The sequence below is a fragment of the Lentimicrobiaceae bacterium genome (genome assembly GCA_028697555.1).
Classification (GTDB): Bacteria; Bacteroidota; Bacteroidia; order Bacteroidales; family UBA4417; genus UBA4417.
This window is the reverse complement of sequence record JAQVEX010000008.1, coordinates 39,121-57,542: the sequence shown is the minus strand read 5'-3', so window position 1 is coordinate 57,542 and position 18,422 is coordinate 39,121. Positions and strand designations below refer to the sequence as shown.

18 protein-coding genes and 1 pseudogene are annotated in these 18,422 nt (G+C 30.9%); 1 reads left to right on the top strand and 18 read right to left on the bottom strand.

Annotated elements, in window-relative coordinates:
- The first annotated feature begins 95 nt into the window (after positions 1–95).
- Complete coding sequence (locus PHP31_02280; protein ID MDD3738107.1) at positions 96–608, top strand: hypothetical protein; 513 nt, start codon at positions 96–98, stop codon at positions 606–608.
- Here the strand turns inward: PHP31_02280 and PHP31_02275 are convergent.
- From PHP31_02275 to PHP31_02190, 18 genes and pseudogenes are all read right to left on the bottom strand, one after another.
- The gene (locus tag PHP31_02275) at positions 530–1,153 is read right to left on the bottom strand and encodes a hypothetical protein (GenBank protein ID MDD3738106.1); all 624 of its coding nucleotides are present in this window, start codon (positions 1,151–1,153) and stop codon (positions 530–532) included. The genes PHP31_02280 and PHP31_02275 overlap by 79 nt on opposite strands.
- Before the next feature lie 12 nt (positions 1,154–1,165).
- Positions 1,166–2,101, bottom strand: coding sequence for a D-glucuronyl C5-epimerase family protein (locus PHP31_02270; protein MDD3738105.1), 936 nt, complete (start codon positions 2,099–2,101; stop codon positions 1,166–1,168).
- 5 nt (positions 2,102–2,106) lie between these two features.
- Positions 2,107–3,273, bottom strand: a complete 1,167-nt coding sequence (locus PHP31_02265; protein ID MDD3738104.1) for a glycoside hydrolase family 99-like domain-containing protein — start codon at positions 3,271–3,273, stop codon at positions 2,107–2,109.
- A 71-nt stretch (positions 3,274–3,344) separates the two neighbouring features.
- The gene (locus PHP31_02260; GenBank protein ID MDD3738103.1) at positions 3,345–4,544 is read right to left on the bottom strand and encodes a hypothetical protein; all 1,200 of its coding nucleotides are present in this window, start codon (positions 4,542–4,544) and stop codon (positions 3,345–3,347) included.
- Positions 4,541–6,046, bottom strand: a complete 1,506-nt coding sequence (locus tag PHP31_02255; GenBank protein MDD3738102.1) for a hypothetical protein — start codon at positions 6,044–6,046, stop codon at positions 4,541–4,543. Before PHP31_02255 ends, PHP31_02260 begins: the two co-directional genes overlap by 4 nt.
- Before the next feature lie 9 nt (positions 6,047–6,055).
- The gene (locus PHP31_02250; GenBank protein ID MDD3738101.1) at positions 6,056–7,567 is read right to left on the bottom strand and encodes an O-antigen translocase; all 1,512 of its coding nucleotides are present in this window, start codon (positions 7,565–7,567) and stop codon (positions 6,056–6,058) included.
- A 3-nt stretch (positions 7,568–7,570) separates the two neighbouring features.
- Positions 7,571–8,695, bottom strand: a complete 1,125-nt coding sequence (locus PHP31_02245) for a DegT/DnrJ/EryC1/StrS family aminotransferase (GenBank protein MDD3738100.1) — start codon at positions 8,693–8,695, stop codon at positions 7,571–7,573.
- Positions 8,696–8,699: 4 nt separating this feature from the next.
- Complete coding sequence (locus PHP31_02240) at positions 8,700–9,362, bottom strand: sugar O-acyltransferase (protein MDD3738099.1); 663 nt, start codon at positions 9,360–9,362, stop codon at positions 8,700–8,702.
- Complete coding sequence (locus tag PHP31_02235) at positions 9,355–10,251, bottom strand: CoA ester lyase (protein ID MDD3738098.1); 897 nt, start codon at positions 10,249–10,251, stop codon at positions 9,355–9,357. The genes PHP31_02240 and PHP31_02235 overlap by 8 nt, the downstream gene beginning before the upstream one ends.
- Entirely contained in the window at positions 10,248–10,712 is a 465-nt protein-coding gene (locus PHP31_02230) for a MaoC family dehydratase (protein MDD3738097.1), read from the bottom strand. Before PHP31_02230 ends, PHP31_02235 begins: the two co-directional genes overlap by 4 nt.
- Positions 10,713–10,719: 7 nt before the next feature.
- Positions 10,720–11,148 carry an FdtA/QdtA family cupin domain-containing protein gene (locus PHP31_02225; protein ID MDD3738096.1) on the bottom strand — a complete coding sequence of 143 codons (429 nt, stop codon included), beginning with the start codon at positions 11,146–11,148 and terminating at the stop codon, positions 10,720–10,722.
- Positions 11,149–11,214: 66 nt separating this feature from the next.
- A pseudogene (locus tag PHP31_02220) lies at positions 11,215–11,616 on the bottom strand (FdtA/QdtA family cupin domain-containing protein).
- Between the two features lie 26 nt (positions 11,617–11,642).
- Positions 11,643–12,701 (bottom strand): dTDP-glucose 4,6-dehydratase, encoded by a 1,059-nt coding sequence (rfbB, locus tag PHP31_02215; GenBank protein MDD3738095.1) that lies wholly within the window; start codon positions 12,699–12,701, stop codon positions 11,643–11,645.
- Positions 12,702–12,790: 89 nt separating this feature from the next.
- Positions 12,791–13,126 (bottom strand): four helix bundle protein, encoded by a 336-nt coding sequence (locus PHP31_02210; protein ID MDD3738094.1) that lies wholly within the window; start codon positions 13,124–13,126, stop codon positions 12,791–12,793.
- A 76-nt stretch (positions 13,127–13,202) separates the two neighbouring features.
- A complete protein-coding gene (rfbA, locus tag PHP31_02205; protein ID MDD3738093.1) occupies positions 13,203–14,078 on the bottom strand; it encodes a glucose-1-phosphate thymidylyltransferase RfbA in 876 nt (291 codons plus the stop codon).
- A 206-nt stretch (positions 14,079–14,284) separates the two neighbouring features.
- The gene (locus PHP31_02200; GenBank protein ID MDD3738092.1) at positions 14,285–15,583 is read right to left on the bottom strand and encodes a nucleotide sugar dehydrogenase; all 1,299 of its coding nucleotides are present in this window, start codon (positions 15,581–15,583) and stop codon (positions 14,285–14,287) included.
- Between the two features lie 386 nt (positions 15,584–15,969).
- Positions 15,970–17,097: an acyltransferase gene (locus tag PHP31_02195; protein ID MDD3738091.1), complete on the bottom strand. Its 1,128-nt coding sequence runs from the start codon at positions 17,095–17,097 to the stop codon at positions 15,970–15,972.
- Entirely contained in the window at positions 17,087–18,406 is a 1,320-nt protein-coding gene (locus tag PHP31_02190; protein MDD3738090.1) for an AMP-binding protein, read from the bottom strand. The genes PHP31_02195 and PHP31_02190 overlap by 11 nt, the downstream gene beginning before the upstream one ends.
- Positions 18,407–18,422: the final 16 nt, after the last annotated feature.

Sequence of the window (18,422 nt, the reverse complement as noted above, 5' to 3'; positions counted from 1 at the left end):
ATTGAAAATTTTAATTTTTACAATATTAGATTTGACGATTTGAATTTAGGGTTATTGGGCGAAAGATTAGCAGATGAAGATTTAAAAAATGTGGGGTGGGGCTAATGGATACAGGTATAAATTTAACGTTTGAAATAGATTGTATAAATTTTAACGATACTGGGAACTTTCTTACTGTCGGAACTTTTGATACTTCTGATATAGATTTATCGATTTCTGGAAATCAAATTATTAAACGTAACATCCTCTCAAGTCAACGCGAGATTTTGACCGATACGACGTTTAATACTAAATACTCGACGGAAAGTTTGCTTAATAAGTTAAAAATCGATATAGACGTAAATTTAGATGAAGTGATTACTCACAAAGATTTAGTTGTTAAAATTCTTGATTTGTTGGGATTAAGTTACGATATAACAAATTATGCTTCAAGTTTGGCGTATCAAGGCACAAAAAACGACGCAGGTTTTATAGAATTTGAAAATACAAACGCATTAAATATTATTTTATACTGTCTTGCAATAGACGGTTATGTAATGCTAATTAACGAAGATATATTTAAGTTATTTTTGTCTATATATTTAGCTAAATCAAATATGGTCGTATAACCCTTAAGTTTATTTATCCTAGACATGAAAACTAAATATAACTCATTTGGATTATTATCGGAAATATTAGGAACATAATTATTAATTCTGAAATTATGAAGCACTTCAACATTTTTAAACTTATACTCATCTTCTAATCTCTTTTTCAAGGTGTTAGTTTCTGTATATATCTTTTTGATTTTACTCAAAAAAACGATATGTATTTTTTTATTTTTAATATAATCTGAAAGCCAACTACCTATTACTAAATAAATTATAGGAACTTTTCTTATTCTAGTTATTAAAAATAAAAAAGGGAATAAATATTTAAGATTTTTTTGAGCAGGTAAATAAATAATAGTATCACATACAAACAACTTCTTAATCATATCAAACATGTTAATTATCGAATAAGATAAATCTTGTGTATCAAAATAATAAACATTAGAATCCATGCAACAACATTTCAACATCTCATAAACATTACGTGTTTTAATAGTTTGCCCACTTAATCTATTCTCCTTATAACCAAAAGCTCCAAAAACAAGTATATTATTTTTTTTCATATTTTGATGTGTTTATTTTTGTAATTTATCATAGGACATTGTCATGGATTTAATATTTGTAATTTTTTGAAACGATTTAAGTATTATAAAAACATATTTATATTTCAAGCCTTTCTCCCATTTCTTCGAAATTCTTTTATAAACCATATCCCCAGTAAGAATAAATAAAGCATTTAATAAATCAATATGTAACTGGTGATAAAAACAACTACAAATGTTTTTCTTTACATCATAATATGACCATTTATAAAATTCGTAATTATGAACATGCTTTTTATAATCATTATTAAATTTATTGAATTCTGACATGTCAGAAATAAATTTACAATAATCATACAACCCAAATAATGCAAAAATTGCACCATTTAATGGAGTATCTCCTGGAGTATAAAACTCTTCGATAATTTCACAATTATTATATATCGATATGTGTTTTTTGCTTAACATAGCATTTTTTGCTTTTTTAATTCTATCAATACACAGTTCATAATCTAAAAAACCTAAATAATAACATCTTATAATAAATGAAATTGCCAATCCTTGGGTCATGCCTGAACTTTTATTATTTAATTTATGTACAGCACCATCAGGAAATGTGTACACCCATTCGCCATCGTCATTTTGTTTATCCAATATAAATTTTAATGTATTAATAATTTCCTCATCTACATTTATTCCTTTTTTCTTCTTATTTAACAAGCCTAATCCATAATTTAAAATAGTGATATAAAAAAAAACCGGATATTTCCCATTTAAATAAAATATTGGAACAGCTCCTTCCATTTCTCCATAATAATCAGCTTTAGGAGACATATCTAAAAAATATATATCATTAGAGCATTCAGTTTTATCTAAAGGCTTCAATCTCGGATGCCAATAATCATTTTCCCCTTTTAATTCTGCAATAGCTCTTGAAATGCCATATTTAATTTTCTTTATTATTCCCATGATTATTAGTATAAAATTGCTTCTTTCAACGCATTTAAATATCCTTTTCCATACTTTAGATCTGGTTCCATATAATTACCTTCCGCCCATTCGTTCCATGATTGTAAAAACAATATTTTATACTCATAGTCCTTTCCCTTTATAACTTCTAAAGCATTTTCAACCGCATTCTTAAAAAGTTCTGGAGTACTATTATGATATATCCCACTAGCATTACCTGATCTAGGACTTCTATCCCATTGAGGTAAAATAGTAGGAAATACATTTTTAAATGTATCTTCATAAGTGTAATAGTTCTTCATAATGTCAGAATAATTATATTTATTTACGTATGCTGAATATATTTTTTTTTGAATAAACTGGCCTAACAACCTTCTAAACTTTCCTTTAGCAAGAATTTCCGCTCTGATGATACCTCGAGAATTTACGGCATCAAAACCTTCATTTAAAACCATATTAAACAGCTCATTACTTTCTGTAGTTTTAGCTAATGAAAAATCTAATTTCCCTTTTGAAAACAATCTCGAATTTGAAGTATTATAAGTAACTCCAACAAAGAAAAATCCCGGTAAACCATTATTTATAGCCAAATCATTCCATAAGTTAATAAATAATTTTACATTAGGAATATCAAGTGGTCTAAAAATAACAAATAATAATCTTCCATCTACTTTAATATACCTTTTATCGTTAAAAGCATTAAGGTATTTATAAAAATGTTCAATATGATCATCTTTTCCTGGATAGGTTTGTTTAATTAATATAGTATCTTTTTTTGTATTTAAAGATTTCCAGGTTTTACTTGACCATGTGTGATTTGCCCAACCCAAGCAAAAAGGGAAATCAGGTTTCCCACTTTTGACAACCTCATTAAATGGTCTTTCTAAAAGTTCTTTTTGATTACCAAACCAATAATGCCAATAACAAAAACCTTCTATCCCAGCTTCTTTTGCCAATTCAGCTTGAGCCTCTCTTACTTCAGGTAATCGTAGATCATAGAAACCTAAATCCTTTGGAATTCTGGGTTGATAATGCCCTTTAAATAATGGTTTTGCTTTTGCTACATTAGTCCATTCTGTGAAACCCTTTCCCCACCATTCATCATTTTCAGGTATAGGGTGAAATTGTGGTAAATAATACGCTATAACTCTTGCTTTTTTCAATTCACTCATATAAGTAATTTTATTTATTAATACTCAGGTTATATGTATACGATAAATTACTTTAACAAATATTTGTCCAATTATCTATATGCCAAATTTGATTTAGGATAATTATTTATTACAGCAATCCCAACAATATATAGAAATAAATATAATAACCAATATATTCCATGTATTGTTTGAGCAAATATTAAAGAATAAATAATGAAATATATCAATAATTCATATTTATTAGAGCTTTTGTCAAATAATGGGAAAATTAAATATAAAATATAAAAAATAAAACCAATAAATCCATATAGGATTATATAAGTTTTCCAATCAACACCAATATTATCAATTTTTGAAGAACTACCCCATAAAAAATCTTTCTCATAAATATAATAATCCCAAAACCATTGGTCTGTGGTTTCTGACGATCTATTATAACCTGACAATCCCTTTTCATCATCATATTGTAATCTACTAATAACAGCATTATTAACCCAATTGTCACCACTATTATAATTCTGCGCTATATTTATTGTAGAAAAGTATATTGTTATAATCATTATCAACCACAAAAATTTACGCTTAGAATTTTTTAATGAGTATAAAATATAACCAATAATTGTGATTAGCCATCCTGCTACTGAAAACGTAAAAAATAAAGACAGGTAAAATATGAAGTTTATTTTATTAAATCTATATCGATCCAGAAAAAGAAAAACTGATAATAAGCATCCTAAATATCCTGGTTCAAGAAATACAGAACAAAATCTATAATAATCAACATAGTCTGTGGCATTATTATTTAAAAATAAATAATAATTAGTATATGAATAATGATACAAATTGTCAATATATCCATAATATACTATTGAACTAGGAATATTTACTCCTAATAAAAATATAATCCAACCGATTAAAGATATTAACAACAGAATAGAAAAACATTTTCTAACAAATATATATAAATCAATTTTCAAACTATTCTTTAAAGTTATAATGAATAATATTGGAAGTATTCTTATTATTGAAAGTAAAATGCTATTAATATTGTCAAATCTAGACGTTAAAAAACTTGCGATTAATAGCAATAAAAAATGAATTATTAATTTAAAATCAATTACAAACCAAGTTTTGTGTAGTGAAGATAAAAATAAACCAAATAATAATAAAAGTAAACTAGCAAAGAGATCACTAATTCCCCAAAAAAACCAAGCTCTAAATGATTGTAGTAAACATAAAAGCAAAACAATTTTATATATATTCCAAATATCCGATATTTTTGATTTCATATTTTTTTCTTTATATGTTTTTTCAAATAAACAAACACAGAACGTTTTTGTAAAATATTTATCATTACATCTAAAAAGAGATTTGGAAATAAAAAGATAGATTTAAAACCAATAATTTTTACGATAGATTTTTTATATTCGTTAGTTTGATTTTCGTATTTTATTTTCGCACTAGTATCATTATCCTTATATTTATCATCCAATGAGAAATCAAATAGATTCTTTTTTTTAGTTATTGTTCTAATAAATATTTCATTAAAATCTGACTCATCTACAATACAACTTTTTAAATCTTTTCCCCTGCTTTCTCTATATTGTTTATCAAAAATAAATTTTTCTGCCTCAAGCCTAAAACTCTCGAAATCAGACAATGAAATATTTATATGTTTTTTTTGGCATACAGTTTCTTCTGCTTTACTTGTTTTTTCAGAATAATAACTTAATATAGGTTTTGAATTTAGAGCGGCGTACTGGCACATCAGACCCCCAATAAAAGGATACGTATTTAAATATATGTCAGATTTTTTAAATACCTCATTAATATCTTTTCTATATCCAATTAAGATTAATCTATCTTCATAATTATTCTCTTTAATAAACTTTTGAAATAATGTAGGATCACCTCGGCCTGCAAAAATAATAATTACATTTTCCGAGATCTCTAAAATTATTTTCATTAGTTTGAAAAAAGTATTTTTTTCATCTAATATTTTATAATATGCTCCACCAGATAGAACCACTATTTTATCTTCACATTGATAAGGCAAACCCTGAAACTTTGTAGAAGAAATAATAGGATAATATGGAATGATAAATATATTGTTTTTCGGAATTAGTCTACGTCTTAAGGACAGCAAAGCGCCTAAAGGTCTGAACTCTATTGAATAATCTAAACAACCTTTCCCTATCCAAAAAGTATGATCTGTTAGATTAATTTGAAATCTGTCTATTCCCTTTGGTAATGCATAAAATGCAGTAGCTGCATACACAGCATTTGGAAGTATATGCATAAAAAGTTTAGACGGTTCGAATTTAATTATAGAATCATATATAAATTGAGATCTATCTATTCCTTTAATATAGGATGGAATTTGAATAATAGAAGATTTATCATATTGCATAATTTCATTTTTTATATCCTTAGCTCTTTCACTATTGATATTTGCCTCTGTGATATAAAGCAAATTCCAACCAGATTGAATTATTGCTTTTATATACTGTTGAGTTAAAGCTTGATGATCTAGGGAAAAACTATCAAAAAAAACACATTTATTATTATCAAACGCTTCAGTTATTGTATTCTTTTTCAAAATTTTTGATATGTTTTTTAACATACTTTCAATATCATCATCTTTAAAACCTAAATGAAAATTATATGCAGTAAATGAAGCTCCTTGCAGATAAATCAAAGAATTATCAAAATCATTTCTTTTAAAAGAATTTTTTGCTTTGTTTTTTAATTTATCGTATAGTTTATTTATATATAATTCAGTTATTCTCATAACGTCTAATTACGTACTTGAATTTCTAAATTTACAGATTATGCTTTTTAATTTCATCCTCCGGTCCACTTCTTTTAATGAGTACATACAACAAATTAAAGTTAATATTATTGTTGGTATATATACATAATTTGATTTCCAAAGGTATATTAAAATAAAACATAATAAGACTAAAAAAGTACATATGAAAAACAGTCGATTAAAAGAAGGTACAAACCTAAACTTATACTTTCTATTTGAAACGAAATACATTAATATAAAATACACAAAATAATTAATCATAAATCCAATTCCTAAACCATCTAATCCAAAATATTTATACATCAACAAATATAGAGGAACATTAAATATTTTTATTGATATCTCATTTAATAAAAATATTTTCATATCTTGTTTTGCTACAAAAATGAATGAAATTGACCAAGATGTGGCTTTAAATATCATTCCTAACATTGCCCATTGCATATAACCAGTAATAGGGACGAATTTATTTGAATATAATAAAGAAACTGCATAGGGTGCTGTTAATAGAAATATCATAATTATTGGAGCTAAAATTAAAATTGCTACTTCTGCCTGTTGATTAATTATCTCCTTGCATTTTTGATTATCTTTATTCACTCCCGCTAATCTAGGATAATAATCTGTCCCCATTGCAGTGAATATTAATCCAACATATCCATTAACTATCGCAAATCCTGCAGTAAATAATCCAACTTCTTCTGTGCCACCTATTCGTACTATATATATTCTAATTATATATCCAATGCCTAATACAAGAATATTTGTTAAAGACATAGCCAACCCCATTTTTAACATTTCTTTTCCTTCTTGAAATGTTTGTTTAGGTGTAATCTTTTGTTTCTCAATTTTAATTTTTTTTGAGAAATACCAGGTTAATAGCAATGTGGTAATTGAATTAAGAATAAGAGTTGGAACAATTCCTTTAATTCCGAAAAAATAATAAATAGGAATAGATATGATTAATCCAAAAAATGAACCCAAAACTCCTGACTTTGCAAGATGTTTAAGTTTTCTCATTCCTTGTAAAATAACAGATTGTCCTGCTGAAAGTTGTTGAAATAATAAAGTTACAGATAAGAAAATAAAAGGAATTGTATAATCGTAGTTGCCAAAGGTTGACTTACTGAGTATTGGCGAAAATGCAATCACAACGATCATGCCCAATAACCCAGTAAACCATACCAATCTTCTTAAAACTATTACAACTCTACTTATCTTTTGAAAATCCCCACTACCATTTGCTTCTGCTATGTTTTTTACAGCACTTGAAGATAAACCCATTGCGGTTAGTCCTTGGATAAGCTGAGTAGTTGATATATATAATCCTCTAATTCCCATACCTGTCGGGCCAAGAAGTATTGCAATAAATTTTTGTTTTACAATCTCAATTAATATTTTCCAAAGTTGAACTCCACCAAAAAGAGATGTAGCTTTAAAAATACTTCTATAAGCAGATATTTCTTCAGTGTTATTCGAATTTTGTTTTACTTCTGACACAGATTAATACTTATTTATCAATTCAATAACAATTTTAGCTTCTTCCATGCTAATAACAGGGGATATGGGCAAACTTAATTCTTCGTTATGTATTTGTTCGGTAATACTTAGTTTTGTATTTTGAACTTTGAGGTTTGACGCTTGATAGCATTCTTGTAAATGAGGTGGAATTGGATAATGTATTAAAGTTTGGACGCCATTTTCTGTTAGATAATTTTGTAATTCGTTTCTTTGCTTGCAAAGTATAGGAAAGATATGAAACACATGAGAATTATAATCTACTACCTTTGGCAGTACGATTTTTGGATTATGTATGTTTTCTATATAGTATTTTGCAATTTCTTTTCTATGAGCATTATCTTTATCTAAATATTTTAGTTTTACTGATAATACAGCAGCTTGAATTTCGTCTAAACGAGAATTTCTTCCTTTATATTTGAAAACATATTTCTTTGAAGAACCATAATTTGCAAGAGCTCTTATTGTGTTTGCTAATTCTTTATTATTGGTTGTTACAGCTCCCGCATCACCAAAAGCTCCAAGATTTTTCCCGGGATAAAAGGAATGACCAGCAGCATCACCAAGTGAGCCGGTACGTATATTTACATTTTTATTTCCTAAAAAATAACAGCCTTGAGCTTGGGCATTATCTTCAATAAGTTTTAAATTATGTTTTTTGCAAATTTTTCCAATCTTATCTGTATAAGCACAACGGCCATAAAGATGGACAATCATTATTGCTTTGGTTCTTGGAGTGATTGCTTCCTCAATCTTATTTTCATTAATTTGAAAAGTATTTATGTCTGGTTCCACCAAAACAGGAACAAGATTATTTTCTGTAATTGCGAGAATTGAAGCAATATAGGTATTTGCAGGAACAATAACCTCGTCTTCTTCTTTCATAATTCCTAGTTCAATATATGCTCTAAGAATCCAAATTAAAGCATCTAGACCGTTAGCAACTCCGATACAATATTTTGTACCAATAAAATTTAAATACTCTTCTTCAAATTTCCTATTCTCCTTACCCTGCAAATACCAACCCGAATCCACAACTCTACTTACAGCTTTATGTATTTCTTCTGAATATTGATTTGTTATTTTCTGTAAATCTAAAAACTTAACCATAATACTAATCTTTTCTTATTCTTTTAAAAAATTTAGCAGGACTTCCAACATGAATTTCATAATCAGGAATATCATGAGTTGCTAAACTAGCAGCACCTAACATTGCAAAGTCTCCAATAGTTTTTGATGCCAATAATGTTGATCCTACCGCTAAGTCGGAACATAAGCCTAACTCAGAATATCCAGTCATTATACTTCCTACTGAGCAATGACACAATGCTCCCATCTTTATATTATGTCCTATCGAACAATTCGCCATTATTAAAGAAGCTATACCGATATATGCTCCAGGACCTATATAACTATTTGACATTACGAAAGCTCCTGGCTCCAGTATTGCATTTTTTGCAACAAAAGCAGATTTATGGACGATTGTTCCCAATCTTTCTGTTGGAATATTTGCATTTCTAAATAATTTTTCTGTCAGAACATTTCTTCCCACTAGATGAATACCCCAACTAAAATAATAATCTGTGGTTTCTATCAAGTTCTGTATAGAATCTAGCTTACCTATTACAGGGTATCCTGAAACTTCACTTTCAAAATCATTAACAAACCCAACAATCTCCCACTCAAAATCATTATATCTAATTCTATTATCCTCAATACAAGAAGCAATAACGCCCCCATTCCCTTCACCTCCAATAATTATAATTTTCTTACTCATTTTTTATGGTTTTTATAAGATCAACTTTATTTAATATATCCTTAGCCATTTTTACCATTGGGGGGCCAATAAATTTGTTGTCTTTCATTGCAACCCCTTTTCCTTGTTTTACGGCTTCTTCCGATAATTCCAACATCTCTTTTGCCCACTGAACCTGCTCTTGAGATGGGGAATAGTATTGATGAACTAATGGTAATTCTTTTGGGTTAAGGACTAGCATTCCTTCAAAACCTAATTTTCTCGATAGTATTAGATTTTTTTCTAAATCTACTAAATCATGTACTTTTATATGCACTGTATCTATTGGCACAATATTATTTGCTTTTGCTCCCATTGCAATCATAGCTCTGGCAGTAAAGATGCTTTGCCCTTCACTATCGTGTTGTCCACCTAACTCAGTCATAAAATCTTCGCAACCAAAAGCTACTCCAACTAACCTTTCCGGACATGCAGTACAAATATCTTGAATATTCATTACAGCTCCAGGAGTTTCAATGAGGGCAATTATTTTAAAAGTATGCAGAGGTAATTTCTTTTCATATTCTATTGTTTCTAATAGTTTACCAAAAAAATAAATATCCTCTCCTTTTTTTGCTTTTGGATACATAAAACCATTTATTCCCACGCAAGCTAACTGATAAACATCTTTAAGCAATTGACCGCTTTCTCTATCATTAACTCTCGGAAAAAGAACTCTATTATCAAACTTCCCAGCTTTAAGGTATTTAACAATATTATCCCTTGCTATTTGTTTATTCTCTGTAGGTTGCACAGAGTCTTCAATATCTAATAGTAATACATCTGCATCTCTTCTTAATGCACTCTCAATTAAGGTCTCATTATGAGCTGGAACAAACATTAGACTCCTCATTAATAAATCTGTTCTCATACTTGGTTTTGTTTTTTAATTAATACTTTCCTTCTAAAACTTATAACTTCCACGCCATTTTGATTGTAACCAACAGTTTCTACATACACAATCCCTCTATCAGGTTTGCTTTTAGATTCTCTTTTGCTTAAAATTTTGGTTTTTGCATAAAGTGTATCGTTAATAAACACAGGCGCAACGTGCTTCACATCTTCATACCCTAGATTAGCAATAGCTTTTCCGCTGATATCAGGAACTGTCATTCCAACTATAACAGAAAAGACAAGTGTGCCCACAACCATAATTTTACCATGCTGATTTATTTCTGCATAATGGAGGTTTGTGTGCACAGGATGGTGATTCATTGTTAATAAACTAAATAAATTATTATCACTTTCAAAAATCGTTTTTGAAAGCGAGTGCTTAATTTCTTCCCCTACTATAAAATCTTCATAATATAAACCTAAAATTGATTGCTTCATACAAAAACTATTGATTTCTAAATTCTACAAACTTATTATATTCCCTAATATAATCTTCTTGCTTATAAACATCAGATGCCAGCACCATACAAACTGCGCCGGAACTAAAGTCTTCTAAGTTTCGCCACATACCTGGTTTTACGTACAACCCCTGATAAGGACGATTAAGGAAGAAACTGCGTTTGCAATTACCGTCATCCAATGTTACACTAAAAGAGCCGGAAGCAGCAATAATTAATTGGCTAAGTTCTTTATGGGCATGGGCACCCCTGCTTTCTCCTCCCGGAATATCGTAAAGATAATAAACCCTTTTAACATCAAAAGGCAAAGTTTTACCATTCTCCACTACAGTGAGGTTACCCTTACGGTCGGAATGATGCCTATCTAATTCTATTATAGTGCAATCGAAAACATTGAATGATTGGGGTTTATCAATAATGTTATATTGGATGGGAGCATCTTTATGGTGCGAATGAACAACTTCGCTCTTCTCTTTTGCAAGTCTTTTATAATCAGCATATTCACTGTAGTCATAGATATAGTCAGAAACAGAATAAGGTATAGAACCAAATTCTAATGCAAAAGCATTGGATGAAAAGTTGTCTATGACTCTCCAGAGACCTTTAGGTACATACAATCCATAATAAGATCGGTTAAGAGAAAAAGTTTTTTTATTTTCTCCATCATCAATAACCACATCAAAGCTACCTGATAGGGCAATAATAAACTCATCATTTTCCTTGTAAGCATGACCACCTCGCGCTTCACCACCTGGTACATCGTATAACCAGTAGGTGCGTTTGATTTCAAATGGAATATGTTTTATGTTTTCTACAAATGAAAGATTTCCTCGAGCATCGAGGAATTTAGGCAAGTCTATTAAGCGAACATCATTGACAGTCATAATCACAAGATATATTGTTTGTGCAATTATCTATCCTTATACATACTTTCATAGTACTTCATGTAATCTCCGGAAGTTACATTATCCATCCACTCCTGATTGTTCAAATACCATTTTATCGTTAGCTCAATTCCTTCTTCAAACTGCAAAGAAGGTTCCCAGCCCAATTCATTTTTAATTTTTGTTGCATCAATGGCATAACGGAGGTCGTGTCCTGCTCTGTCTGTTACGTAAGTAATAAGTTTTTCAGAGGTTCCTTCAGAATTACCCAATAACCTATCTGCTACTTTTATCATTACTTTAATTAAGTCGATATTTTTCCATTCATTGAAGCCGCCAATATTGTACGTTTCACGTATTCTTCCTTTATGGAAAATTAGATCAATAGCACGTGCATGATCTTCTACATATAACCAATCACGAACATTTTCACCTTTTCCGTAAACAGGTAATGGTTTACTATGACGAATATTGTTTATAAACAACGGTATCAGTTTTTCTGGAAATTGATATGGTCCATAGTTGTTTGAACAGTTTGAAATGACTGTTTGTAAACCGTATGTGTCAGTGAATGCTCTAACAAAATGGTCAGAAGCGGCTTTACTTGCTGAGTAGGGCGAATGCGGATCGTAAGGGGTTTCTTCAGTGAAAAGTGTATCGTCAAATTCCAATTCACCATACACTTCATCAGTAGAAACGTGATAGAAGAGGTGCTTTGAATAGTCTTCTTTCCAAAGTTCTTTCGCAGCTTGTAACAAGCTCAATGTGCCTAACACATTTGTTTTTGCAAATGTAAACGGGTCTTTTATACTTCTATCAACATGGCTTTCTGCTGCCAAATGAATGACGTCAGTAACATCGTACTCATTAAACACTTTTAACACTTTGTCAAAGTCGCAAATATCAGCCTTTACAAAAATGTAGTTTTCTTTATCTTCTACATCTTTAAGATTTGACAAGTTACCTGCGTATGTCAACTTATCTAAGTTAATAATGCGATATTTAGTATATTTTTCTACAAATAAGCGAACAACGTGTGAGCCTATAAAACCTGCACCTCCGGTAATTAATATATTTTTTTTCATACTTCAAAAAGATGTTTAATGTTTAATTTTGTGCCAAAGCACGTTTAAGGTTTAATAAATTAAATTTATTTGTTTAGTTATAAATTGACTTATTTTGTTTTAGTTTGTAAAAAAGTTCTCATTTTGGACAATTGTTTAGATATAGTAAAAATTAGTTTTTTTGAATTTTTTATATCTTCTGAAATTAGATATTCTACATCTATGCATAACTGAAGTTGACAATAAACCTCCATTAAAGAGCCAAAGGCAATTTCATAAAATCTAATCTGCTCCTTTGTGGATAGCCTAGCACTACCTTCTGCTATATTAGAAGGGACAGAAATCACTGCTCTTCTTAATAGGTCTGAAATTACATACTTTTCTTCTAATGGGAGTTTGGAAAAATGGTATAAATTTCTTTTACCAACAATCTTGAATTCTGCCAAACATCTAACTTTTTAAAAGAAAATTTATACTCTTCCATTTAATTCAGCCTTTGAACCTTAAACTTTAAACTAATATTTAATTAGATAAAAGTTTTAATAGATATTGTCCATATTGATTTTTCTTCATTGGTTCGGCGATACGAGCCATGTCTTCTGAGGAAATCCACCCATTCTTATAGGCTATTTCTTCTAAGCAAGCAATTTTTAATCCTTGTCTTTTTTCTATAACCTCTATAAAATTGGATGCTTCTGAAAGAGATTCATGAGTACCTGTATCTAGCCATGCGAAACCCCTACCCAAAAGTTGCACACTGAGAGTTTGATTTTTCAAATATTCTTGATTAACAGAGGTTATCTCCAATTCTCCTCTTCGTGAAGGTTTTACATTTTTAGCTATTTCGGCAACTCCTTTTGGATAGAAATATAAACCTACCACAGCATAATTGGATTTTGGGTTTTCGGGTTTCTCTTCAATGCTTAAGGCTTTGCCAGTAGTATCAAATTCCACAACACCGTATCGTTCAGGGTCATCCACGTAATATCCAAAAACAGTAGCTTGCTTTTGTTGCTCTGCATTTTCTACCGCCTCCCCTAACATTGGACTAAAACCTTGTCCATAAAAAATATTATCTCCTAATACAAGACACACAGCATCATCTCCTACAAACTGTTCACCAATAATTAATGCCTGTGCCAATCCATCTGGGCTTGGTTGCTCAGCGTACTCAAACCTCACACCATAATCAGTCCCATCACCTAAAAGTCTCTTAAACCCAGGTAAATCCTGCGGTGTAGAGATTATTAATATCTCACGAATTCCGGCTAGCATAAGAGTCGAAATAGGGTAATACACCATTGGCTTATCATAAATGGGTATTAACTGTTTTGATATACCTTTTGTTATGGGATACAATCGAGTACCCGAGCCTCCTGCAAGAACAATTCCTTTCATACTATATAAAATTTACGTTATTAATATTTATTCGTTATTGTCTACATAAAAACAATTGTTATTTGAAATAATTGACATTCAATAACCCACTTATTTAGTGAGAGCAGTAAATGAATTTGCTTTTTACAATACATTTATTTCCTACCAGTAAAATAGCCCTCTTCTTCCATTGACCCGTAACTTAATGTATGTTGTATCATATAGTTTTACAATCTTCCGTCAATAATATCTTTATCCAATACTGATTTCACATCATATAGTACAGATGTATCTTTTAACATTGAATTTATACCTATATCCAAAAATTCCTTATGTGCCACAGCAAGAATAATTGTGTCAAACTTTTCTTTTGGTAGGGTATTGGTTATTTCTAAATTATATTCATGTTTTACATTTTCTTTATTTGCCCATGGGTCGTAGATTGTTATGTTTTTGGTGTAAGGTTCTAGGGTATGAACTATATCTACTACTTTTGTGTTGCGAATGTCTGGGCAGTTTTCCTTAAAGGTTATTCCCAAGATTAGGATTTTGGCGTCTTTTACCATAACTCCTTTATAATTCATTAGTTTTATAACTCTATTGGCAACATATTCTCCCATATTGTCATTAAGGCGCCTTGCATCAGTCATTAAGCGCGGTAAAACTCCATAAACTTGTGCTTTCTGTATCAAATAATAAGGGTCAACACTTATACAATGACCTCCTACCAAGCCAGGTTTTAGTTTAATAAAGTTCCATTTAGAGGCTGCAGCTTCTATTGCATCATTGGTATCTATTCCCATTGCATTAAATATCTTTGCCAATTCATTCATGAAAGCAATGTTTACATCTCTCTGTGCATTTTCAATAATTTTTGATGCTTCCGCAACCTTTAGGCTTGGTGCAAGATGGGTTCCATTTATCAAAACAGTATTATATACTTCGTCTATCAATTTTGCAATCTCTGGAGTAGAACCAGATGTTACTTTTTTTATTTTTTCTACTGTACGTTCCTTGTCGCCAGGATTTATTCTCTCCGGTGAATAACCTGCAAAAAAATCTTTATTGAAAGTCAATCCTGAAACTTTTTCCACTACTGGGAGGCATTCCTCTTCTGTTACTCCCGGATATACTGTGGATTCATAAACAACTATATCACCCTTGCTTATTACCTTTCCTATTGTTTCGGAGGCTTTACGAAGTGGAGTAAGGTCAGGGTTATTATGTTTATCTACAGGGGTAGGCACCGTAACTACATAAAAATTACAATCTTTTATTTTTTCTATATCGGTTGTACAAAAGAAGTTATTTTTATCTATTGCTTCTTGTAGTAAGAAGTCGTCTACCTCAAGTGTGTCGTCTTTGCCTTGCATAAGACGGTTTACTCTTTCTTGATTGATATCGTATCCAATGGTTGGGAACTTGGTTGAAAACAATCTTGCTAACGGTAGTCCTACGTAGCCAAGTCCGACAACGCATATTTTAATTTCTTTTTTTTCTGTTTTATTTGATAACTCTTGTTTCATTGTACTTTTTTTATGGCTTAATCAAACTGTTTGGAATACTATATCCTATTGTGCAAAAAGCTTCTTCAAATTATTATGAATTATTTTCACTCATTAAAGAATGTATGTACTGCTCCCTACTCACAGCTCCGCCACGTCACTCACATACGTTGCAACCTTTAATCTCGCAAAAATAATAAATTAATATAATAAGTAAGGTTAAATGATTATTAATTTGTTTATATATATAAATTGCAGTTTAAAACAGTTAAGACTAATAACCACAGTTTTTGATTTAGTATCAGGTTTGGCGAGTATAATAAAAGTGCATAGTTCTGAAAAAAAGTTGGTACACTTTGTTGAAAATTTCATTTTTTCACCTTTATGGGGAGTAAAGACTATTCATTTCATAATCTATTAATTTGATTAACAACAGGATTTGAATAAATATCAAGATACAAATTTACTAAAGTATCTTTATCATCTGTTTCTATTGCTGATATTTTCTCGTTCATTTTTTCGACAAAATTTTGTCTGTCGCCGCTGTTGTATTTCACATCAATGTATGTGTTTTTGTTGTTAAGTAGGTCGTGGGCGATGTAATTATTGTCCCAAAGTTTGTAGTTTTTGTGAACATCATTGTCGATAATTTCAACAATACGATTAATGTCTTTGGCTAATACGTCTTCCATTTCATAATTGTCGCGAGTTATTGTATCGCCAATGTTGATGTGTATATTACCTTTGTACTGAGTAATACCTTTGATGATGCTGTTGAGGTCTTCGCCTGGTTTTTTCTCGTATTTTCCTGTCAGGTTGACAAAGTTTTCGTAAACTTTTTCAATGTCGCAGGTTTCCCATTGGTAAGAAATAGTTACAGGAGTGATGTTTAATTGCAACAATTCTTCGGTATTATTAGCCGATGAGGCAAACATTTTTATTAGTCCTTGGTCGGTTTTGTCGTTGCCGTTTTTGGTTCTGCCGTTTCGTTGAGCAATCCAAACCGATTCTTTTTTATCCAGGATAGTGTAGCGTATATATTTCGATAGTTCCAAAGAGTTGAAGTAAAATTCGCGAGGGGTTCCGCTTCGTTTTACTTTAAACATTTTGTTAGATTTGCCAATATCTACTGCAAGTTGTGGATGCATTAGGTTGCTGCCGAAAGTTATTTCCGAAGTTTTTAAACCGTTTTCGTGCAGTGCTATTTGCAGTAGAGCTGAGTCTAGCAGAATATCGCGGTGGTTTGAAACAAAGAGATATGATTTGTTTTTATCTAGTTTTTCAAATCCTTCGGTAGTAAATTTGTTTGCTGTAAGTTCTGCAATTTTTTTAATTGCATAATCCATAAATTGTACTTGAAAGTCGTGGGTGGTGTTTATCTTACGCAAATTATTTTTCACCTCTTCAATATCTCCGTCGGGGTACAAAAAGCGGGCTATATTCTCAAACAGAGGATCATCGGCTATACGCAACATTGCCTCGTTAACTTCGCTGTCGTAGTACGGTCTTATATCGTCAAATGTGTTAATTGTCATGGTTATTGCTTCTTTTATCTATAAATTTTTTAGGTTTTCTGTTTATTTCTTTACCTTGAACTTTGTTTATCACGTCGCTACTTGTAATTGATATTCTGGGAGTAACGCGTAATCGTGCTTTAAATTTATCTTTTAGTTGGGCTACAAATTTATAATTATTTTCTGTTTCGCAGTTTGTGCTGACAAAAATTTCTATATCGTCGGTTCCTATGTCGTTGGTGCTCACTTCTACGTAGTAATTGTTAACCAAGTCAGTGTTGTCTAATACTTCGAAGATAGCCGAAGGGAATAGGGTAGTACCTTTAAATTTAATCATTTGGTTCTTTCTGCCTATAATTGGGCTAATACGTTTGGTCGTTCTGCCGCATTTGCATTTTTCGGTGTAAAACTTAGCCATATCGCCGGTTTTAAACCTAAGCAAGGGCATTCCTTCAACTCCAAGTGTAGTAACGCACAATTCGCCTATTTGTCCATCTTCAACTACGTTTCCGTCATCGTCAACAAGTTCGGTGATGATAAGTTCTGGATGTTCGTGTCCGCCGCAGCCGTATTCACATTCGCAAAATGTTGTTGCCATTTCGGTAGAGGCGTATGTCGAGAACAGTTGAATATCCCATTTTTCTTTTATTTTGCTACCCAAAAGATTAAGTTCTAAATTGGTATCGCGCAAGTTTTCGCCTATACATACGGCTTTTTTTATGCTGGAATTTTTATAGTCAATTCCGTTGTCTTCGGCGTATTTAATAACTCTCAAAATAAAGCTGGGGACTACAATAATCGTATTTGGATTAAATCGCTTGATGCTGTCCCACTGAAGTTCGGCAACGCCATTGCCAACCCTAATAATTCCCGCACCCATTTTTCTGATACCCAAAAAGTATGCAAGTCCCGCCATAAAGCGCTTGTCTATGGTGGTCATTAGTTGATATATGTCGGTTGATTTTCCACCGGCACAGGTGAAAGAAATTGCTTCGTTATATGCAAGTCGCTCTAAGTCTTTGTCGGTCATTGCAAATGTTACTGGATTGCCCAAAGTTCCTGATGTGGTAATATAATCGACAATTTTTTCTCTTTCAACGCACAAAAAATCAGTGTTGTAGTTGTGCAAATCGGTTTTGGTAGTGAACGGAATATTGCTTAAATCGGAAACACTATTTATTTTCTCGATTTTTATATTGTTTTTGTTAAAAACGTTTTGATAGTATTTTGAATTGTTTTTCAAATACAGCAGGTTTTCTTTAAGCTTTTCGTCCTGAAATTTTTTAATAATTTCAGGAGGTTCAAATTCTATAGAAGGGACAAATTTCATGTATATAATTTTTGGT